The sequence below is a fragment of the Hymenobacter gummosus genome, from assembly GCF_003970915.1.
Lineage (GTDB): Bacteria > Bacteroidota > Bacteroidia > Cytophagales > Hymenobacteraceae > Solirubrum > Solirubrum gummosum.
In genome coordinates this window covers 546,330-565,839 of sequence record NZ_RXOF01000002.1, presented here as the reverse complement: position 1 = coordinate 565,839, position 19,510 = coordinate 546,330, and the positions used below count along the sequence as shown (strand labels likewise).

Annotated in this window: 16 protein-coding genes; 8 read left to right on the top strand and 8 right to left on the bottom strand. The window is 65.5% G+C overall.

The genetic code is table 11. The features are described from left to right. Positions 1 to 24: 24 nt before the first annotated feature. On the bottom strand, positions 25 to 948 hold the full coding sequence (locus EJV47_RS05805) for a M28 family peptidase (protein ID WP_243651025.1): 924 nt from the start codon (positions 946 to 948) through the stop codon (positions 25 to 27). Positions 949 to 1,391: 443 nt separating this feature from the next. Here EJV47_RS05805 and EJV47_RS05800 point away from each other — a divergent pair, with 443 nt between their 5' ends. The 3 genes from EJV47_RS05800 (at position 1,392) to EJV47_RS05790 (ending at position 4,350) form a co-directional block, all read left to right on the top strand. After that, positions 1,392 to 2,750 (top strand): tetratricopeptide repeat protein, encoded by a 1,359-nt coding sequence (locus tag EJV47_RS05800; protein WP_207895833.1) that lies wholly within the window; start codon positions 1,392 to 1,394, stop codon positions 2,748 to 2,750. Between the two features lie 91 nt (positions 2,751 to 2,841). After that, complete coding sequence (locus EJV47_RS05795; protein WP_126692181.1) at positions 2,842 to 3,366, top strand: hypothetical protein; 525 nt, start codon at positions 2,842 to 2,844, stop codon at positions 3,364 to 3,366. 45 nt (positions 3,367 to 3,411) lie between these two features. Next, positions 3,412 to 4,350, top strand: coding sequence for a flavin reductase family protein (locus tag EJV47_RS05790; RefSeq protein WP_126692180.1), 939 nt, complete (start codon positions 3,412 to 3,414; stop codon positions 4,348 to 4,350). Positions 4,351 to 4,353: 3 nt separating this feature from the next. On the opposite strand, the gene EJV47_RS05785 is transcribed toward EJV47_RS05790, so the two are convergent. After that, complete coding sequence (locus tag EJV47_RS05785; RefSeq protein ID WP_126692179.1) at positions 4,354 to 5,259, bottom strand: hypothetical protein; 906 nt, start codon at positions 5,257 to 5,259, stop codon at positions 4,354 to 4,356. 636 nt (positions 5,260 to 5,895) lie between these two features. Here EJV47_RS05785 and EJV47_RS05780 point away from each other — a divergent pair. Both EJV47_RS05780 and EJV47_RS05775 read left to right on the top strand, forming a co-directional pair. Beyond that, on the top strand, positions 5,896 to 6,942 hold the full coding sequence (locus EJV47_RS05780) for a T9SS type A sorting domain-containing protein (protein ID WP_126692178.1): 1,047 nt from the start codon (positions 5,896 to 5,898) through the stop codon (positions 6,940 to 6,942). Positions 6,943 to 6,988: 46 nt separating this feature from the next. After that, positions 6,989 to 7,783 (top strand): hypothetical protein, encoded by a 795-nt coding sequence (locus EJV47_RS05775; RefSeq protein WP_126692177.1) that lies wholly within the window; start codon positions 6,989 to 6,991, stop codon positions 7,781 to 7,783. Positions 7,784 to 8,148: 365 nt separating this feature from the next. Here EJV47_RS05775 and EJV47_RS05770 read toward each other — a convergent pair whose 3' ends face one another. The 5 genes from EJV47_RS05770 to tsaE form a co-directional block, all read right to left on the bottom strand. Beyond that, a complete protein-coding gene (locus tag EJV47_RS05770) occupies positions 8,149 to 9,093 on the bottom strand; it encodes a hypothetical protein (protein ID WP_126692176.1) in 945 nt (314 codons plus the stop codon). A gap of 3 nt (positions 9,094 to 9,096) precedes the next feature. After that, positions 9,097 to 10,053 carry a hypothetical protein gene (locus EJV47_RS05765; RefSeq protein ID WP_126692175.1) on the bottom strand — a complete coding sequence of 319 codons (957 nt, stop codon included), beginning with the start codon at positions 10,051 to 10,053 and terminating at the stop codon, positions 9,097 to 9,099. Between the two features lie 49 nt (positions 10,054 to 10,102). Next, positions 10,103 to 10,954 carry a GNAT family N-acetyltransferase gene (locus EJV47_RS05760; protein ID WP_126692174.1) on the bottom strand — a complete coding sequence of 284 codons (852 nt, stop codon included), beginning with the start codon at positions 10,952 to 10,954 and terminating at the stop codon, positions 10,103 to 10,105. A 292-nt stretch (positions 10,955 to 11,246) separates the two neighbouring features. Further along, entirely contained in the window at positions 11,247 to 12,479 is a 1,233-nt protein-coding gene (locus EJV47_RS05755) for an alanine dehydrogenase (RefSeq protein ID WP_126692173.1), read from the bottom strand. A gap of 102 nt (positions 12,480 to 12,581) precedes the next feature. After that, entirely contained in the window at positions 12,582 to 13,016 is a 435-nt protein-coding gene (tsaE, locus tag EJV47_RS05750; RefSeq protein WP_126692172.1) for a tRNA (adenosine(37)-N6)-threonylcarbamoyltransferase complex ATPase subunit type 1 TsaE, read from the bottom strand. A gap of 299 nt (positions 13,017 to 13,315) precedes the next feature. On the opposite strand from tsaE, the gene EJV47_RS05745 reads away from it, so the two are divergent. Continuing rightward, positions 13,316 to 14,572 (top strand): pyridoxal phosphate-dependent aminotransferase, encoded by a 1,257-nt coding sequence (locus EJV47_RS05745; protein WP_126692171.1) that lies wholly within the window; start codon positions 13,316 to 13,318, stop codon positions 14,570 to 14,572. Between the two features lie 158 nt (positions 14,573 to 14,730). Here EJV47_RS05745 and EJV47_RS05740 read toward each other — a convergent pair whose 3' ends face one another. After that, on the bottom strand, positions 14,731 to 15,042 hold the full coding sequence (locus tag EJV47_RS05740; protein ID WP_126692170.1) for a VF530 family protein: 312 nt from the start codon (positions 15,040 to 15,042) through the stop codon (positions 14,731 to 14,733). A gap of 337 nt (positions 15,043 to 15,379) precedes the next feature. Between EJV47_RS05740 and EJV47_RS05735 the strand changes: the two genes are divergently transcribed. Together EJV47_RS05735 and EJV47_RS05730 are read left to right on the top strand one after the other, a co-directional pair. Then, positions 15,380 to 16,735: a sigma 54-interacting transcriptional regulator gene (locus tag EJV47_RS05735; RefSeq protein ID WP_126692169.1), complete on the top strand. Its 1,356-nt coding sequence runs from the start codon at positions 15,380 to 15,382 to the stop codon at positions 16,733 to 16,735. A 100-nt stretch (positions 16,736 to 16,835) separates the two neighbouring features. Beyond that, positions 16,836 to 19,505, top strand: coding sequence for a T9SS type B sorting domain-containing protein (locus EJV47_RS05730; protein WP_126692168.1), 2,670 nt, complete (start codon positions 16,836 to 16,838; stop codon positions 19,503 to 19,505). Positions 19,506 to 19,510 lie beyond the last annotated feature (5 nt).

Here is a 19,510-nt window from a genome sequence, read left to right as displayed (position 1 = left end):
GCGCTCAGGATGACGGATGGTGTGCTACACCCGCAGCAAAGCGGCCAGCACGGCGTCGGTGGCCAGGGCCAGGCGGTGCAGATCCAGCTTTTCCAGGGTATCGGCGGCGTGGTGGTAGTTGCGGTTGCGGTAAAAGGAGGTGTCGGTGAGCATCAGGGCCGAGTAGCCGAACTTCCAGTAGTTGAGGTGGTCGGAGAAGTCGATGCCGGGCAGCCAGGCCGGGGCCTGGAAGCGGCGCACCGGCAGGGCGGCGGCCCGCTTGTAGTGCCGCGCGAAGGGCCGGCTGAAGCGGCCGCGGCCGAATTTGCGCACGGCCGTGACGTAGTTGCCACGCGTGCCATAAATCAGCTTGAGCGGGCCGAAGGGATAGTGCTGGGAGCCGCGCCGCTCGTCGTAGTAGCCCAGCATTTCGAGCACCACCATGCCGCGCACCTCGGCCCCCTGGTCGTGCAGGCTCTTGGCGTGCACGTAGCTGCCCATGTGCCGGGTGCGGAAGTAAGGCGGCTCCTCCAGGGTGTAGGCCACCAGCTCGATGCGCTGCTTCAGGCCCGTTTGCTGGCCGAGCAGGCGGGCCAGCTCCAGCAGGGCGGCCACGCCGGTACCGTTGTCGTCGGCACCGGGCTGCTCCCCGCACACGTCGTAGTGCGCCCCCACCACGATGCGCGGACCGGTTTCGGGGCCGAAGGCGGCAATGACGTTGCGGTAGGTTTGCCCGTTCACTTCGTAGGGCTGCTCCGATACCCGCCCCCCGCTGCGGCGCAGCTCCCGGCCCAGGTAGCGGGCCACTGAGTCGAGCACAACGACGTGCTGATGGTTGCGCGGGGCGGGCGTAGACATGAGGTAGCGCAGGTGGCGGCGCAGGCGGGCAGAGTCGGCGGTGGGCGCCGGAACGAGCGGCGCGGCCGAGGCGGCCCCGGCCAGCAGAAGCAGCAGGAATAGCAGACGCACGGGCAGCGGGCAATACGGGTACCCGCTGGCAACGCGGCCCCGGTCCGCGAAAGTATGCCGCGGGCGGACTAACCACCCAGGCAGTGCCTTGCAAGGCGCTTGGATGGGGGTTTCGGCCTTGGAATTGGTCAAACGGCTTGCTTTCCACGCCAGCAAGCTTCCCAAAATAAGAACATTGACCCATTTTGAGAACCGAGCCACTTTTATTGAACTAGCCCGATATAATTTTATCCTAATCAAACAAAGTTTAACAATTCATCAGCTTGCACAAAATCCGCTAATCTGGAAGCCGAAACAAATAATTAGCTTTGTATTGCCAAGAGCCTGGCCGGCGGATAATTGTAGCGAGACTGGCCTTTTGGCCCTGCTTCTGCGGCTGTTTCACCGGGGCATCACATTGATTTAGTACCAAAATAATTAATTAACCAGCCACCGCTCACTGCATGGGAAACTGCTACTGCTGCTTTGTTTTTCCGGGTTGCAAGCTGCGCGGGCTGGTAGCCGGCGTGGCGCTGCTGCTGACGGCCCTACTCGGTGGCCCCACGGCCCAGGCCCAGGCCCCGGCGGATTCGGCCGCCCCAGCGGCTCCCGTGCGCGACATCACCCTGCAGAACGTGGAGGTGATGCCCGAAGCGGTGGACACCAAGGGCTGGCTGCTGCTCGATGCGGACATTCGTCTGGAGCTGGAGGGGGCCATCGACAACCTCTACAACTTCAAGCACGACAAAGCCCAGCGGCAGTTTCGCTCCCTGCGCCGCCGCTACCCCGAGCACCCCATGCCCTACTTCCTGCTGGGCCTGGCCCAGTGGTGGCAGATGGTGCCCTCGCAGCTGCGCACCACGGCCCACGACCGGCCCTTCCTGGCCTACATGGACACGGTCATCAGCAAGGCCGAGCACCTGTACGAGCAGGACAACCGCAACTACGAGGCCTGTTTTTTCCTCTCGGCCGCCTACGGCTTCGACGCCCGCCTGAACGCCCAGCGCAACAACTGGCGCCGGGCCACCGTCAGCAGCAAGCGGGCCCTCGACTTTCTGGGCAAAAGCCAGGAAGCCAACGGGCTGAGCCCGGAGTTTCTGTTTGGGCAGGGCCTGCTCAACTACTACGCCCCCTGGATTGCGGATAACTACCCGCTGCTGCGGCCGGTGCTGCTGTTTTTCCCCAAGGGCAACCGGCAGCTGGGCCTGCAGCAGCTGCGCAGCGTGGCCGCCAACGGCTTCTACACCGCCCCCGAAACGCAGTATTTCCTGCTGCAGATTCTGTACTACGAGGAGCACCGGCCCCAGGACGCGCTGCCCCTGGCCCGCACCTTGGCCGCCCGCTACCCCGACAACGCCTACTTCCAGCGCTTCTACGCCAAGCTGTGCTTCGAACAGGGCCAGCCGCGCGAGTGTGAGCGGGTCAGCCGCGACATCCTCGACAAAATCAACCGCGGCCTGCCGGGCTACGAGGCCGTGAGTGGCCGCTACGCCAGCTTCTTCCTCGCCTGCCTGCAGCAGTACCGCTACAAGGACGCGGCCCAGGCCCGGGAGCTGTACCAGCGCTGCCTGGTCTTCGCCGAAACCAGCGGCGACACCCAGGGCGGCTACTACCTCTCGGCTCACTGGCAGCTGGCCAAGCTGGCCCAGCAACAGCAGGACTGGCCCGCCGCCACGCGCTACTTCGCCCTGGTGCGGGAGCAGGCCGAGCCGGAGTCGGAAATGGCCACCGACGCCCACACTTATTTTCAGCAGCACCGCGGCGCGCGCAAAGCCGGCAAGCGCCTCGCGGCTCCGGCCAGCACGCTAAGTCTGGCCCGCTAGGCAGAACTTGCGGGCGGCAACAGCCCGGCGGAAGCTGCCGGTAGGTATAAGGCCCGCAACGGTTATTTTGCGGCTGCCCACCGTAGCCGCTATGTCCTTGTCCCGCCCGCACCTCCTGTTCAGCCTCGGCCTGCTGCTCGCGCTGCTGGTTCTGCACGCCGAAGTGGCGGATGCACTGCTGCTCTTTCCCCAGGTGCTGGCCATGGCGCTGCTCGTGTCCCTGGCCACGCTGCCCTACCTGGCTTTCGGCCCCCGCTTTCGGGAGCTGACGCGCTACTCCCTATTGGCGCTGGCCGTAATGGTGGTGAGCTTTCCGCTGGCGCTGGGCATCTGGCGGCAGCAGGACCAGGCCACGCACCGCCGCCGGGCGCAGGTAGTGGCCGCCCTCGAAGCCTACCGCCGACAGCGGGGCGCTTACCCCGACTCCCTGGCCCAGCTCGTGCCCGGCTACCTGCCGCAGCTACCGGCCACGGCCTACGGCCTGCTCCGCCCGCGGCCTTTTGTCTACCAGCGCCGGGCGGCGGCCCCGACCGGCTATAACCTGAGCTATTACGTCGGGGCGCTGACCGAGGCGCATCTTTCTGGTTCCGACGGCACCTGGGCGTATGACGACTAATTCCGGCTAACCTGCGAACTTCGGCCGCCAAACCAAGTCCGCCCCATGCCCCTGCCCGCCCCCACCGCTTCCGCGTTTCGCACCATCACGCCCGGCACCCTGCCCGGCCCCGAGTGGCACCAGTTTATGCTCGGGGCGGTGGCGCCGCGGCCCATTGCCTTCGTCAGCACCATCGACCGCGCCGGCAACGTGAACCTGAGCCCGTTCTCGTTTTTCAACGTGTTCAGCTCCAACCCCGCCACGCTCATCTTCTCGCCGGCCAACCGCGTGCGCGACAACACCCAGAAGCACACCCTCTACAACGTGCGCGACGAGGTGCCGGAGTGCGTCATCAACATCTGCGACTACGCCCTGGTGGAGCAGATGTCCCTGGCCAGCACCGAGTACGAGCGGGACGTGAACGAATTCCGCAAGGCCGGCCTCACCGAGCTGGCCTCCGACAACGTGCGCCCGCCCCGCGTGGCCGAGTGCCCCGTCGCGTTTGAGTGCGTGGTGGAGCAGGTCATTGCCATCGGCGACTCCAACGGCGGCGGCAACCTGGTGGTCTGCCGCGTGGTGCAGAGCCATTTCCGCGAAGACATTCTGCTCGCCAACGGCCCCGGCATCGACCCGCACAAGTTCGACGCGGTGGCCCGCCTGGGCGGCGACTGGTACAGCCGCGTCATCCCGGAAAGCCTGTTCGAGGTGCCCAAGCCCAACCGCCACAAGGGCATCGGCATCGACGAGCTGCCCGCGCACATCCGCCACTCCGAGGTGCTGACGGGCAACAACCTGGGCCGGCTGGCCAACATCGAGCGGGCCGCCCTGCCTTCGGCTGAGGACGTACAGGCCTTCCGCCAAGAGCCCTTGGTGGCCTACACGCTCAACAAGTTTCAGCACGACGCGGCCCTGCAGCGCCGGCAGTTGCAGCTATTGGGCCAGCAGCTGCTGGAGGAAGGCCGCCTGCTCGACGCCTGGAAAACGCTGCTGCTGGCCGGGGAGTAAGCTCTAGCGGCGCGGCACGATGGTGTAGGGCACCCGCACGCGGAAGGTGGTGTCGCGGCCGTGGTAGCGGACTGATATCGTCCCGTCCCAGTAGGCGGTCTGGCGGCGTTGGTCCGGCGGGAGCCGGGGCACGGTAAAAGCTACCCGGCCCTTGCCATCGGGGCCAACTGCTAGCGGCTGCCCGTTCAGGCTCATCAGCGGCCTGGCCCCGCTGGCGGAGGCCGTGAGAAACAATTCGGCCCGGTAGGTTTCTCCTTCCCCCACCACGTTGCTCTCAGCCGAGGCAAAGGCGCCGATTTTGTCGAACACGTCGACTATGCTCCCGACCTGCTGGCTGAGCTTGTCGAGCAGGGCCGCTTCCAGCCGGAGCACTTCCGACTCCTGCCGGGCCAGCTCCACCAGCGCGGCGGCCCTGCTGGCATCCGCGAAGTAGTATTTCCCGAAGCTGGCCCCGGCTGCTTGGTCGCCGCCATGCGCGCGCCGGGCCCGGAAACTGAACTGGTCCAGCAGCCGCGGGTCGGAGCCCAGCCCCGCGGTCAGGAAGTCAACGTAGCGGTCCAGGCGGCGCTGCAGGCTATCGGCCCGCCCCTGCGTCAGCAGAATTTGTGCAGCGGCCCGGCGGTCGGCCAGTTGCTCCGGGGTCGGCAGCTCACCCGCCGGCACCAGTTGCCGCCGGACGTCGCGCAGGTAGTCGACCAGCCGCTGCGTTTGGGCCCGCACGGTTTTGCCGTGCTCCAGCACCGCTATATCCTTCGCCTGATTGCGGTTTTTGGCTACTTCGATTTCCAGGTGCCGCACCATCCCGCGGTGGCTTTGCGCCTGCTGTTCGTTGAGCAGCATCAGCTCCTTGTCCAGCAGGTTGAGGCGGCGCAGCTCCGCCGCAGAAGGGCCCGCCTGGCAGCCGGTCACTACAACAAGCAGGCCGAGGCTAAGCGGGCGCGGAATGAATAAGCGGCGTTCATCGGAGCAACGATTAGCGTGGCGGATTAGCGGCGTGGTACTATAATGTAGGGAACCCGCAGGCGGAAGGTGGTGTCGCGGCCGTTGTGGGGTACTGTTACGGTGCCTTCCCAGTACGCGGTCCGGCGCGTCTGGCCGGGCGGCAGGGGCAGCGCGGTAAACGTTACGCAGATCATGCTCCGGCCGTAGCCCCCTTTTGGCAACAAGCCGCGCCACTCAATTCCCATAGCCGATCCAAACTTGAACTGTCGGCAGCGGCTAAAAATATGTTCAGTTACGGATTTATATCTTCACATCTTACCTCTATATTAATCCCCCTGGCAGTCAAACCAAACTCACCATCATTTCAATGCGCATATGAAAACACGTATTCCCCCTCAACTAACTGCAACAGCAGCCTTGTTACTGATTAGCCCCGCCGCGCTGGGCGACACCTGGGCGCACGCTCACCGCAGTTGCCGTCCATGGCAGGATAAGTATAAAACAGAGGTTGACGCGAAAAAATGTGGTGAGTTATACAAGACGAAAGTAAAGCATGAGAATTGCGGATTCTCTCGTTCTTAGGCTGAATTGTATTTCTGCGTCATGAAAGAACCTCCACGCACTGGCAAAGGAATCAATCAACCTTATACTCTTCCGACCACTAATAGTAATTTTATCTTTCGGTACGCATACGGCTATGCTCAGATTACTGAAGGTAGCTCTTATACTGATGACTTTGGAGGTTACGGGTCATACACACAACACCAAGGAAACGCGAGTGCGCCAAATCCCATTTGTTCCAACTGGGGAGCCGCTTGCGTAGGCTCCACTCCTATTAACCTGAAATATTCCACCAGTCCATTTCCTATTGTCGAACCCACCGAATCTTCTGACAAATTTCGGCGCGTTACAACATCCAGCGGGGAAATTACTTTCGATGCTGAACATAACCGAGTAATAATACATGACTTCCGAGCAGTACTTCGCAACTATCCATACGATGCGCCTAATGACTTTTCGGCCCTCAATATTTCGCTCACCCGGTCACAAAGCAATGCTGAAGATAGCGCGGCCGTTCACGATGATAATTTCTACGCTAGCCACCTAGTAGCGCAGACCCGGGCTCGCCTCAATAACGGCAAGCTAGCCCTGGATGGCGCGCTCCGAAATGCTACCGTCGAAACCGTCGACAGTAGCGGGGTGCAGATTGCCCATCTTAGCGCGGGCGAGCTGATTCTCCCCCTGTCAGCTGGTGTCACTGCTGAGGAAGTGGGCTTGCACTTGGGCTCCGATGTTGGCAACCTAGGCTACGGCATCTCCACCAAGTTTCAGCCGGAGGGCGACGTAGCGCTTTACGATGTGGCACCTCCGGCCGGCTCATCAGAAAATATTACTTTTCAACAATATCCTAATCCGGCATCGGCTAGCACCCCACTAGACGTTAACGTGCAGTTGGGCCGGACAGAACAAGTTACGATAGGGCTATACGACTCCGAGGGAAACCACGTGCGCCCTATCTACGCCGGTTCAGTACCAGCCAACACCACCCGCACCTTCCGTACTTCGCTCACCGGCATACGGCCCGGCATCTACTATTTGCGCCTGACCGGCCGGGGCCGCATCATTTCCCGGCGCGTTACTATTAATTAATTGCCCAATGCGTAGGTCACTTGTTACCCAACCTGGTTGCCGGCTGATGGCGCTGGCTCCCTGGATGGCGGCTGTCGGCTGGCTGGGCACGGCTGAGGCCGCTGCCCAGGGCCGTTTTTCGGTGCTGTCAGAGGCGTCACTGAACCGAGCATATACTCATTTTTGGGGCGATGCCCTCGTCAGCCACCGCCTCGATGTATATCACATGCCCAGCCGCGCCTTTGCTGTGGGCGGTCAATACCGCTGTTCCGACCACTTGAGCGTCAAGCTCAACGCAGGAATTGTTTCGCATGGATTGGCCTTTCAGACCTACGCCGACGCACCCGGCGGTCAGCAGTGGCGAGTCCGCGGCACCAGCAAATCATTTGAGCAAGACATGCGTGCGGGCCTGACAGTCGTTTATTATTTCCCCTCTTCGGCCAGACAGCACCGCTGGTTGGCCGAAGGGGGCCTTGACGTGCTTACTGGCTTTTTCGCAGGTCCAGTCGTCTCGTTCAAAAGCTACGCCTTTGATAATGCACGGCCCGCGTTTACGTTCGACATAACGGGTGGAACTCGAATTGGCCCCCCATTTATGGAGGCTACAGTTACGCCAACCCGGTTTTCTTATTCGCGGCGGGGAGTCTATTTGGCGGCTGGCCACGAGTGGCAACTAAGACGGCGGCATCACCTGTCCACCCGGCTGGTTGCCTGCATAGGCCTCGAGGAAAGAGCCCGTTGGCGCCTAGACTATACCACCTGGGACATTGCCCCGGATGTGGACCCGGTAAGCTACCACAACGAGGTAACTAGTAAAGTCACTTGGATAGGCGCCCAGGCGGCGTATCGGTTTCAATTATAACGTTGGTAACACAAATCAGCTTTATCGGCTGACAGTCTCCCTGGCCGGATGACTAAGGCGACTGTTTTATAGTCTATTCAATTCAGCATCTACAACTGCCGAGCTTCAGCGCGCACACCGGCGCTTTGAGCCATTACAGCCAAGTCGATCAGTTGAGTGTGGGTTTTCACCTGCCTGTCTCCAGGCCCTCTGCTTGACGGCGGTTTGCCACCGAGGCGTTGTCGGGCTATCAGCTTCTACTTAACAAATTCAGGCGTAGCATCTCGGTTTGCGTAGATCAAGCTTGGCAGGCCGCCAGCCCCAGCAACAAGCCCGTCAAGGCGTAGCGACACATATTCCGGTGGGTAGCTTTCATCTGACCAGAGCTAGCGGCGCGGGACAATGGTGTAAGGCACCTGCACGCGGAACGTGGAGTCGCGGCCGTACTGGCGCACGGTGATGGTGGCCGTCCAGCGGGCCTGCCGGCGGGCCGCCCCGCGCAACGACGGCACGGCAAACTCCACTTGCCCAAACCCGTCGGGTCCCGGGGCTACGGGCTGGCCGTTGGCCGTCATGGCAAAACTCGTGGGGCGGTGCAGGGCCGCGGCCAGCAGCAGATTGGCCCGGTACGTGGTGCCCGGGGCCACCACGTTGTCTTCGGCGGTAGCCAGCACCCGGTAGCTGTGGTCCAGGGTGTTGACCGTCACCCGGCGCTGCAGCGCGGCCAGCCCTGCGGCTTCGCGCAGCAACAGGCGCGTTTCCTGGCTGGCCAGCGTCGCCAGCGCCCCGGCCACCGAGGCTTCCGCAAAATCGGCGGGTGGCAGCGCGGCGGAATCGGCGGCCGGGGCTACCTGGCGCAGGTAGCGGGTGTAGGCGCGCAGCTGCCGGTGCAGGGTATCGGCGGCGGTGCCGGGGCCGCCCAGCAGCGCGGCTACCTCCCGGCGCCCGCCGAGCTGGCGGAAATAATGCTCGTTGTCGGTCTGGCGCAGCAGCCGGTCGCGCAGCCCGCGCAGGTAGTCTACCAGCTGGCGGGTGCTATCGTGCACGGCCTCGGCCCGGCGCAGTACGCGCAGCTCGGCGGGCTGGCGCTGGTTTCGCTCGACCTGCGCCCGGATGCCTTTGACGGCCTGGTCGTTGTCGCGGCTCAGCTCGTCGTTGGTGGTCAGCAGGGTATCGTCGATGAACTTGAGCCGCAGCTGGGCGGCTTGGTCGGCGCGCGACTGGCAGGCTGGGGCCCCAACGAGCAGGATGAACGCGCCGCCCAGCAGCGTGCTGCGCCGGAAAATCGGGAAAACAGCCCGCCTAACGGCGGCAAGGCGAATCGAGGGCATGACTTACGGGCGTTGAATGGTGTAGGGCACGCGCAGCCGAAACGTGGTGTCGCGCCCGCCGTAGCGCCCCTGCACCACGGCCTCCCAGGCGGCCGGCCCCGCGGGCGCCGCCGCGGGCACGGGCAGCTGCACGGTACCATGCATATCGTAATTGACTTTAACGGGCTGCCCGTTGGCCGTCATGCGGACACCGTACACCTCCGAGCCGGTAGTGCCCAGGTACAGGGTGGCGCGGTAGGTGTCGCCCTCCCGCACGGTATTGGACTCGGGCGCGGCCACGGCCCCGATCCGCTCGAACACGATGCAGGACGAGCCCACTTTCTCGGCCAGCTTCTCCAGCGCCTGCCGCGCCAGCCGGGTTACGTCGGCTTCCTGCCGGGCCAGCGTGGCCAGGGCCGAGGCCACGCTGGCGCCGCGGAAATGCAGCTCCCTGAAGCCCCACTCGTTCAGTTCTTTACCCACGGCTTCCTGCACGCGCAGGTCGTGGCGGGCATCGGCGGCCAGCATGGTATCCTGGGCCGGCAGAATCTGCTGCACGAAGCGGGCGTAGGCGTTCAGCCGCCGCTGCAGGCTGTCGGCCGCGCCGCCGGGGGCCAGCAGCAGGGCTGCTACGGGCTCCGTCGCGCCCAGTGAGGCCGCGGCCCCCCGCCCGGCCAGCAGCCGCTGCCGCAGCCGCCGCAGGTACCGTACTTCGGCCTGGGCGCGGGCCTGCACCTGCTGGGCCAGGTGCAGCACGGCCACGTCCTTGGGCTGCCCGCGGTTGCGCGTCACGTTTCGCTCGATACCGCCCACGTAGCCGGTGGCTTGGCGGGCCCGGCCCGCGTTGCTGAGCTGCAGGGTGGCGTCCAGCGCCTGCAGCTGGCGCAGCTCGGCCGCGGAGGGCCCCGACTGGCAGCCCGGCAGGCCACCAAGCAGCAGGCCCACGCCTCCGTAGGTTGTCAGGTAACGAATGGATAGCATAAATGAACGAGCTGCGAATGGACGGCGGGTTTCAAGCCGCAGTATAACGCTACAGCGGCCGTTCCATTTCGTACAGCTCCAGTCCCATCGGCTGCCAGCCGCAATGCTTCAATAATTCCTGGCCCGCGCCGAGCGGCAGCAGGCAGGGCATCAGCAGCAGTTGGTCGGCGTAGCGGGCTTCGAGGGCCCGCACCATCCGGCGGCCCCAGCCCTGCCGGCGCAACGGCGCGGGCACCACCAGGCCCAGCAGCACGGTTTTGTCGGCCTCGGGGCGCACGAGGGCGTGGGCCTGCCCGCCCGGCAGCTGCCAGGCCTGCACGTAGGGCGCGGTGGTAGCGGCCAGGGTTTCGGGGGCCAGCATCCAGGGTAGCGCCTCGTCGCCGTGCTGTGCGATGCGCCGCGCCACGGCCAGCGGGTCGGTTTCCTGCAACTCATCCGCCGCCGCGGGGGCCGGAGCGGCGGGGCGCTGAAAGCCGCTGAGCGTGCGCGTGATGCCGAACCCCAGCCGCTCGTAGAGCCGGATGGCGGCCGGGTTGTTGGTGAAGACTTCCAGCATGATGCTTCGGTCGCCGCGGCTGCGGGCCTCGTCCACGGCGGTTTGCAGCATGGGCTTGCCCAGCCCCTGGCCCCGCGCCTCCACCACCAGGCCCATAGCGGCCACTCGGCTCGTCCAGCCCCGCCGGCTGATGAGCACCACGCCCACCAACTCCCCGTCGCAGTACCAGAGGCGGCTGGCCACGGGGTCCAGGTTTTCGCCCCGGAAGCGGCGCTGAAACGCGGCCACGTCGAAGCGCAGCGGCACGATGTACTGCTCAAACGAGCGGTTCATGGCTTCGGCCTGCTCGGCGGCGGAGCAGTCGAGCACGGGGCGGGAGGTGAGGCGGTCGGCGGAGAAAGTCATGGGGCGAATTTGGAATAATTCGCCCAGCCGGCCGCACCCAAAATACCGTTCAGCCACCGCCGCGCCGTTGGCTGTCGTCCGCGTTGTAGCGCGAACCGCAGGTCGACGTAGTCAAGCTCTGCTTCGCGTATTCGGAACGACTCGTTGTTTATCTGTCAACGACAAACGTGCTGGATACGCGAACTACAAGTTAGCTCCGCTGACCTGCGGTTCGCGCTACTGCACGGCTGGCGCGGACGATAATCGTCTACGAAATCCGTGTAATCCGTCAAATCCGCAGAAATCCGTGATGTTAGTTGCGCACGGCAATCATCAGCCCCAGCTCCTTGTAGCGCAGGTTGAACTTGCGGGCAATCATGGCGTTGGTCAGGGAGCCTTTGTAGAGGTACACGCCGGAGCGGAAATGCTCGTCGTTGAACAGGGCCTCGTTGATGCCGCCGTGCTGGCTGATTTCCTGCAGGATGGGCGTGAAGATGTTGCTGAGCGCGTTGGTGGCCGTGCGCGGCACGCGGGCGGCAATGTTGGGCACGCAGTAGTGAATCACGTCGTACTTGCGGAACACCGGGCGGGCGTGCGAGGTCAGCTCACTGGTCATAAAGCAGCCGCCCTGGTCGATGCTCACGTCGATAATGACCGAGCCGGGGGCCATGGTACTGACCACGTCCTCGGCCACCATAAACGGAATGCGGCCCTCCTCGGCGTTCAGCGCGCCGATAACCACGTCGGCGCGGCGGATCTGCTGGTTGAGCGTGTACGTATCGAAGGTGCTGGTGTACAGCTGCGGGGCGCCCAGGTTCTGCTTGAGCCGGCGCAGCTTGTAGAGGTGGTTGTCGAACACCTTCACGTCGGCCCCCAGGCCGATGGCGGCGCGGGCGGCGTACTCGGCCACCGTGCCGGCCCCCAGAATGACTACCTGGGACGGCGGCACCCCCGTAATGCCCCCGAGGATGATGCCCTTGCCTTCGTTGCCGCGGGCCAGGTACTCGGCCGCCACCAGCATGACGGTGGAGCCGGCAATTTCCGACATAGCCCGCACCACCGGCTTGGCCCCCGAGGGGTCCTTGATCAGCTCGAAGGCAATGGCGTTGATTTTCTTGCGCTGCAGGGCTAGCAGGTACTCCACCGACACGGCCCCGAGTTGCAGGGCCGAAATCAAGGTCTGCCCCGGGTGCAGCAGCTCCATCTCCTCCAGCGTGGGCGGCGCGATTTTCAGCAGAATATCGGCCTTGTACACTTCCTGGGCCGTGTACACGATGCTGGCCCCGGCCTCGGAATAGTCGTGGTCGGAGTGCTTGCTGGGCTCCCCGGCGCCGCTTTCCAGCACCACTTCGTGGCCTTCGTTGACGAGGTGCTTCACCGCTTCGGGGGTGAGGCCCACGCGGTTTTCCTGCAGCGAGGTTTCGCGGGGCAGCCCGATAAACAGGCGGCGCTTGCGCGTCTCCACGGCCAGCATGGATTCCTGGGGCACGTAGGCCCGTCCGGGGGCCGTCAGCGACGAAAAGCCGGGGGGGAGCTGTTCGGGCATGTTTTCAATTAATAATTAACAATTAATAATTAATAATTTGAGAACCATGAACCGAAACCGATGCAATCAGGCAGCCTGACAGCCGGTTTCAATTCTTAATTCTTAATTATTAATTATTAATTCAACGCGGCGTGCTTCCGGCCCGGTGACTTCCAGGTTCAGGAGCAGCCGGCGCGGCGGCAGCAGCGGCTCGATTCGGCTCGGCCACTCTATCAGGCAAAGATAACCGGAATCGAAGTACTCCGGCGCGCCAATGCGCAGGGCTTCGTCCACGGAGTCGATGCGGTAGAAGTCGAAGTGGTAAATGGGCCGGCCCTGGGCGCTGCGGTACTCGTTGACCAGGGAGAAGGTGGGGCTGCTCACCTCGTCGTGCACGCCCAGGGCGGCGCACAGGGCGCGGGTGAGGGTGGTTTTGCCGGCGCCCATCTCCCCTTCCAGCAGCACGATGGCGCAGTCGGCGGCTTCGATGGCGGCTTTCAGTTGCTGGGCCGCTTCGGGCAGGGCGGCGAGGCTGGGAATGTCGATTGTCAGGGACATGGCGGCAAAGGTAAGACGGACGGGCGCCGGTTACGCCGTCTGCGACGGCGTAACCGGCGCCTATTATAAAGCAGGTTTTCAACCTGCGTGGCGCGTTGCTGACTCGAACCAAGCAAGTCGTCCGGGTGTCCCCGCAGGCTGGAAGCCTGCTTTATTTTAGGCACCGGATACGCCTGCGGCTAATCCGGCGCCAGCGCGTCAACTCATTTTTCCGGTCAAAAACCGTTTGAGCGTCTAACTTGCGGCGCCGTGGCCCGGCCGGGGCTGCCGCTTTTGCCCGCGCACTAGCACCCATTTTCATGCAAGTTTCCAAAATGGCCGGCAGCCTGATTGGCTCCGAAATCATCAAAATCGGCAACGAGGTCAACGACATGATCCGCAAGGGGGAGCAGATCTGCAACCTCACCATCGGCGACTTCGACTCCAGCCTCTACCCTATTCCCGAGGCGCTGGAAACCGGCATCACCCAGGCCTACCAGGCCGGCAATACCAACTATCCGCCCGCCAACGGCGTGCTGGAACTGCGCCAGACGGTCAGCCAGTTTCTGGAAGCCCGCCTCGGCCTGAAATACTCCTCCAACGACATTCTGGTGGCCGGCGGCTCCCGCCCGCTCATCTACGCCACCTACATGGCCCTGGTGGACCCCGGCGACAAAGTGGTCTTCCCGGTGCCCTCGTGGAACAACAACCACTACTGCCACCTCTCCGGCGCCCAGCAGGGCCTGGTGGCCACCCGCCCCGAAAATAACTTCATGCCCACCGCCGCCGAGGTGGCCCCGCACCTGCAGGGCGCCACCCTGCTGGCCCTCTGCTCCCCGCTGAACCCCACCGGCACGGTGTTTTCCCGGGCCGACCTGGAGGAAATCTGCGACCTGGTCATTGCCGAAAACAAGCGCCGCGGCCCCGACGAAAAGCCGCTGTACATCATGTACGACCAGATTTACTGGCTGCTGACCTTCGGCGACACCGAGCACTTCGACCCGGTGAACCTGCGCCCCGAGCTGCGCGAGTACGTCATCTATATCGACGGCATCTCGAAGGCCCTGGCCGCCACCGGCGTGCGCGTGGGCTACGCCTTTGGCCCGAGCGTGGTCATCGATAAGATGAAGGCCATCCTGGGCCACATCGGGGCCTGGGCGCCCAAGGCCGAGCAGGTGGCCACCGCCCATTACCTGCCCCAGACGGCCGAAGTCGACGGCTTCGTGGACGGGTTCCGCGACAAGGTGCAGCGCAGCCTCGACGCGCTGTACGAGGGTCTGCAGGCGCTCGGGCAGCAGGGCTACCCCGTGGAGGCCGTGGCCCCGATGGGCGCTATCTACCTCACCATCAAGCTCGACGTGCTGGGCAAGACCACGCCCGCCGGCCAGACCATCCGCACCACGCAGGAGCTGACGTCTTACCTGATCAGCGAAGCCCGGCTGGCCCTGGTGCCCTTCAGCGCCTTCGGTACCGCCCCTACGGAGCCCTGGTTCCGCGCCTCGGTGGGCGGCGCCTCGCTGGAGTCCATCCAGGCCGCCCTGCCCCGCCTGAAAGATGCGCTGGACAAGCTGCAGTAAAATAAAAACGTCATTCCGAGCGAAGCCGAGGAATCTCGCGTGTTTAGCCAGATAGTAGAATCCTCGTTGAACGAGAAGATTTCTATCTGACATCAGCACGCGAGATTCCTCGACTTCGCTCGGAATGACGTTCTGGCTTTGTCGTTCTGGTATTAGCGCTACTGGCCGCCGGCTCCTTCCGAGTCGGCGGCTTTTTTTGCGGCCTGCTGCTGGCGTAGCACCTCGTCAATGCGGGTATCGATGTAGAGCTGCTCGACTTTTTCGCGGGCCCAGGGCATGCGGCGCAGAAAGTTCAGGCTGCTTTTCTTGGTGGGGTTGTTGGCGAAGCAGTTGATGCGGATCAGGCGGTCCAGCTCCTGCCAGCCGTAGTGCTGCACGAGGTAATCCAGGATTTCGGCGAGCTTGACGCCGTGCAGCTCACGAATCAAGTGACCGTTTTCGTCGCGGACTTCGTCGGGGTGGGCGGGCATGGCAGAAAGGGGTTTGGGGGCGGCAAAGGTAGAGCGGGATACGCAACGGCGGGGCCACGGATACCGGGGGCCGGCGCCGTTGGCGGCGCCACTTTCGCCGGCGGGGCCGCGGCGTGCCGGCTTTTGCCAAGTCACTACCCTGTCAATCACATGATTATGCTATAGACCACACATTCAAAATTTCCTATTTTCATCCTCCCGCACGCAGTACACCTATTTGCAACGGCCCCCGCGCCGCTTACCCGGCCGTCGACCGACGCCCGGCCTTCATTGCAAACCGCCCCCGGCTGCCCCTGCTCCACCAGCAGGCCGTCGGGCCATTTGCCGGACTGGAGGGATGTCTGCCCCGCTGCACTTTCTGACGTTTTCGCGCAGCCACGCGCAGCTGGCCGAGGTGCTCGGGCAGCTCGAAGACGCGGGCCTCGCGCCCCAGGCCCTGCACCCCCACGACGTGCCCACGGGCCCCGTGCTGGTGTTCTTCGACCACCACACCGCGCTGGCGGAGGTACAGGAAACCATCGAGGCCTACCAGCTTTACGCCGAGGCCCGCATCATGGCCGTGTCGGTGGGGCTGCTGCCTACCACCAGCACCTGGGCCCTGCTGCGCAGCGGGGCGGCCGAGGTGTTTGCCTGGTTTGGCGTGGAAAAGCCGGTGCAGATTGTGGCCTCGCGGCTGCGCTACTGGCAGACGCAGGAACAGCAGGTGCAGGAGCTGCAGCGGCGCCTGGTGGGCCGCAGCCGCCGCTGGCTCGATACCCTGCGCCAGCTCACCGACATGGCCGCCTCCAACTGCCAGGTGCTCATCACCGGCGAAAGCGGCACCGGCAAGGAGCTGGTGGCCCGCGAGGTGCACCGCCTCGACGCCCGCCCGCACAAGCGCGACTGCGTGGTGGTGGACTGCACCAACCTGATTCCGGGCCTGTCGGGCTCCGAGCTGTTCGGCCACGAGAAGGGCGCCTTCACCAACGCCATCAGCACCCGCGACGGCGCCCTGGCCCTGGCCCACGACGGCACCTTGTTCCTGGACGAGCTGGGCGAGCTGCCCCTGCCCCTGCAGGCCGAGCTGTTGCGCGCCCTGCAGGAAGGCACTTACAAGCGCGTGGGCAGCAACCAGTGGCGGCAGGCCCGCTTCCGGCTGGTGTGCGCCACCAACCGCGACCTGGGCGCCGAAGTCAAGCGCGGCACCTTCCGCCAGGATTTGTACTACCGCGTGTCGGGCTGGACGTGTGAGCTGCCGCCGCTGCGCGAGCGGAAGGAGGACGTGGTGGTGCTGGCCGAGCACTTTTTCGCCCAGCACCGGGGCCCGCGGCAGCTCGTCGACCAGCAGGTGTACGACTTCCTGCTCCTGCGCGACTACCCCGGCAACGTGCGCGAGCTGCAGCAGCTGGTGGGCCGCATTGCCAGCAAGCACCTGGGCGAGGGCCCCATCACCATCGGCGACATTCCCCGCGCCGACTGGCCCGACTTTGCCCGCCTCGGCGCCGCCGCGCCCAGCAGCACCGAGCTGGAAGCCGGCGTCAAGAGCCTGCTTTACCAGGGGCTGGGGCTGAAGGAAATCAAGGAGCAGGTGACGGAAGTGGCCAAGCAGCTGGCCATCCGCCACGAAAACGGCAACCTGAAGCTGGCCGCCCACCGCCTGGGCTGCAGCGAACGGATTCTGCAGATGCACACGGCCCGGCTGGCGGAGGATTGAGCTGCTCGCGGCGCGGGCGTTGCGGTAGGCTCGGCGGTCCTATCTACCTTTACCCTGCGAATGTGTGCCCGCGCGGGCCCTTTACCCTTTGTCTATCCGCATGCGTGTTATTTACCCTCTGCGCCGCCGGCTGCGGCTTGTCCTTGGCCTGTGGCTACTCCTGACGGCTGGGAGCCGGCCCGTCTTCGCCCAGACGCCCGCCTGCGAGCTGTTTGCCCTGGATGCCCCTACGCCCCGAAACCGGGGATTTTTTGGCAGCCGCGCCAGCGTGAGTGAGCGGTTTGCCATTGCGGGCGCCGACGTTGACGCCTACGGCGGCGAACCGGGCAAGGCGCACATCTACGAGTACGTGGGCGGGGTGTGGGTACCCCGCCAGACGCTCAGCGCCCCCGGCACGGTGCCCTTCGACGCGTTTGGGCACCACGTCTACATCGACGACAACACGGCGCTGGTGGCGGCCGACAACTACACCCGCCCCGGTACGCCCGCCCTGGGCCGGGGCGTGGTGTACGTGTACACCCGGCAGGGCACGCAGTGGGTGCAAACGGGCCTGCTCGTCAACCCCAGCAGCACCATCACGGGCTTTGGCTGGTCGCTGGCCAAAAGCGGCACCGACGTGGTGGTGGGCTGCGGCTACAACGGTACGCAGAACTTCGCCGTGCACGTATTCCGGCAGCCCGCCGTGCCCACCCAGCCCTGGACGCTGGTGGCCACCCTCACGCCCCCGGTCGGGGGCGTGACCGGCTACGACTACGGCTACAGCGTGGCTATTCAGGGCGACCAGCTGGTCGTCGGGGCCCTAGACGCCTTCAGCCGCGGGCAGTCGGCGGCGTATTTCTACCAGCGCAACAGCGCCGGCACCTGGCAGCAGAGCCAGGTCGAAATCTACCCGAACCAGAGCCGGGCCGGCATGAGCGTGGCCCTGTACGGCAACTACGCCGCCGTGGGCGCCGACTCCAACGGCGGCGTGCGGATTTACGAGCGGGCGGCGGGCCGCTGGCGCCTGCTGCAAACGCTGTTCAGCCCCGACACGCCCGGCCGCTACGGCTTCACCGTGGCCATGAACGCCCGCCTGCTGCTGGTGAGCAACACCTTCGACAACCGCTTTGGCAGCGCGGCCGGCGTGGTGTACCGCTACGAGCTGGCCGGCGGCAGCTGGCAGCTGCGCCGCCGCTACTACGCCCCGCAGGCCCGCGGCGGCGACGCCCTCGGCACCTGGGTGGCCGTCGACCACCAAAGCAACAACTTCATTCTGGGGGCGCCGGGCCGCCTGGTGGGGGGCATTGCCGAGGCGGGCCAGGCCTTCGTGCAGTGGGCCCCGGCCGTGCTGCCCGCCGGCCCGTTTTGCACCGACGCCCCGGCCGTAGCCCTGCAGGCCACCGCCACCGGGGGCGTCTGGGCCGGCCCGGGCATCCAGAACGCCCAGACGGGCCTGTTCGACCCGGCGCAGGCCGGCCCGGGCACCCACCAGGTTACCTACGCCCTGACGGCCGGCGGCTGCACCTTTCGCGACACGCTGCGCCTGACGGTGACGCCACGCCTGCGCATCAACCGCCCGCCCTTCCCGGCCCTGAGCTGCGCCCGCGACACCACCGTGGTGCTGAGCGCCACCGTGGCCGGGGGCACCTGGTTGGGCGCCGGCATCAGCAACGCGCAGACCGGCACGTTCCGTCCCTGGCTGGCCGGTCCGGGCCGGCACCTGATTACCTACCAGCTGCCCGCCGGCACTCTTGCCTGCGGCAGCCAGGATACGTTCAGCCTGGTGGTGCGGCCGGCGGCGGTGCGGGTGCTGAGCTTACCGCCCACCCTCTCCTGCGCCCGCGACACCGTGCTGCAGCTCAGGGCCACACCAGCCGGCGGCACCTGGAGCGGCCCCGGCATCAGCAACGCGGCCACGGGCCTGTTCAGCTCGGCCGCCGCGGGCCCGGGGCGTCACCGGCTGACGTACCGCCTGACGGCCGCCGGTGCCTGCGGCGGGCAGGATACGGTCAGCATCCTGGTGCGCCCGCAGCCCGTGCGGGTGCTCAGCCTGCCCCCCACGCTCTGCCGCACCGACACCGTGCTGCAGCTCAGGGCCACGCCCGCTGGCGGCACCTGGCGCGGCCGGGGCATTGCCGATGCCCGCCAGGGTGTGTTTAGCGCCAGCGCCGCCGGCCCCGGCCGGCACGTGCTGTACTACGAAGCCGGCACCGGGGCCTGCCGCGCCGCCGATTCAGTGGCGGTGGTCATTGCCCCCGTGGCGGCGCCTGCGCTGACGCCCGCCAGCCCGCTGGTGCTGCGTTGCGGGCAGCTCACCGGGCAGCTAAGCCTGGCCCAGCCCCAGCCCGCCGGCACCCGCTTCGACTGGCAGTATGGCGCGCTGCCGGGTGGCCCCTGGCAATCGGCCGGGGCGGACAACGGGCAGCCGACTTACCAGGCGGCCCAGCCGGGCTGGTACCGGGTGCGGGTGCTGCGCGGCAGCTGCGCCGCCGTCTCCCCGCCCACGGAGCTGCGCGTCGAGCCCCAGCAGCCGCTGACGGTGCCCAACGTATTTACGCCCAACGGCGACCAGGTCAACGACGTGTTTGAGCTGCGGCTGCAGTACCCACGCACGTTCCGGCTGCAGGTCTTCAACCGCTGGGGCCGCGAGGTATTCTCCTCCGTCAAGGCCGATGAGTTCTGGACCGGGGCCGGCGCCCCGGCGGGCGTGTACTACTACCTCTGGCGCTATTCGACGGACTGCGAGCCGGCCGAACGCGTCGTCAAGGGCACCGTCACGCTGGTCCGCTGAGGCCA

Excerpts from the sequence above, each read along its gene's own strand:
- EJV47_RS05730 (WP_126692168.1), top strand. The coding sequence starts at position 16,836 with ATGCGTGTTATTTACCCTCTGCGCCGCCGGCTGCGGCTTGTCCTTGGC.
- EJV47_RS05780 (WP_126692178.1), top strand. The coding sequence starts at position 5,896 with ATGAAAGAACCTCCACGCACTGGCAAAGGAATCAATCAACCTTATACT.
- EJV47_RS05790 (WP_126692180.1), top strand. The coding sequence starts at position 3,412 with ATGCCCCTGCCCGCCCCCACCGCTTCCGCGTTTCGCACCATCACGCCC.
- EJV47_RS05765 (WP_126692175.1), bottom strand. The coding sequence starts at position 10,053 with ATGCTATCCATTCGTTACCTGACAACCTACGGAGGCGTGGGCCTGCTG.
- tsaE (WP_126692172.1), bottom strand. The coding sequence starts at position 13,016 with ATGTCCCTGACAATCGACATTCCCAGCCTCGCCGCCCTGCCCGAAGCG.
- EJV47_RS05740 (WP_126692170.1), bottom strand. The coding sequence starts at position 15,042 with ATGCCCGCCCACCCCGACGAAGTCCGCGACGAAAACGGTCACTTGATT.
- EJV47_RS05770 (WP_126692176.1), bottom strand. The coding sequence starts at position 9,093 with ATGCCCTCGATTCGCCTTGCCGCCGTTAGGCGGGCTGTTTTCCCGATT.
- EJV47_RS05800 (WP_207895833.1), top strand. The coding sequence starts at position 1,392 with ATGGGAAACTGCTACTGCTGCTTTGTTTTTCCGGGTTGCAAGCTGCGC.
- EJV47_RS05795 (WP_126692181.1), top strand. The coding sequence starts at position 2,842 with ATGTCCTTGTCCCGCCCGCACCTCCTGTTCAGCCTCGGCCTGCTGCTC.
- EJV47_RS05745 (WP_126692171.1), top strand. The coding sequence starts at position 13,316 with ATGCAAGTTTCCAAAATGGCCGGCAGCCTGATTGGCTCCGAAATCATC.
- EJV47_RS05755 (WP_126692173.1), bottom strand. The coding sequence starts at position 12,479 with ATGCCCGAACAGCTCCCCCCCGGCTTTTCGTCGCTGACGGCCCCCGGA.
- EJV47_RS05735 (WP_126692169.1), top strand. The coding sequence starts at position 15,380 with ATGTCTGCCCCGCTGCACTTTCTGACGTTTTCGCGCAGCCACGCGCAG.
- EJV47_RS05775 (WP_126692177.1), top strand. The coding sequence starts at position 6,989 with ATGGCGCTGGCTCCCTGGATGGCGGCTGTCGGCTGGCTGGGCACGGCT.
- EJV47_RS05760 (WP_126692174.1), bottom strand. The coding sequence starts at position 10,954 with ATGACTTTCTCCGCCGACCGCCTCACCTCCCGCCCCGTGCTCGACTGC.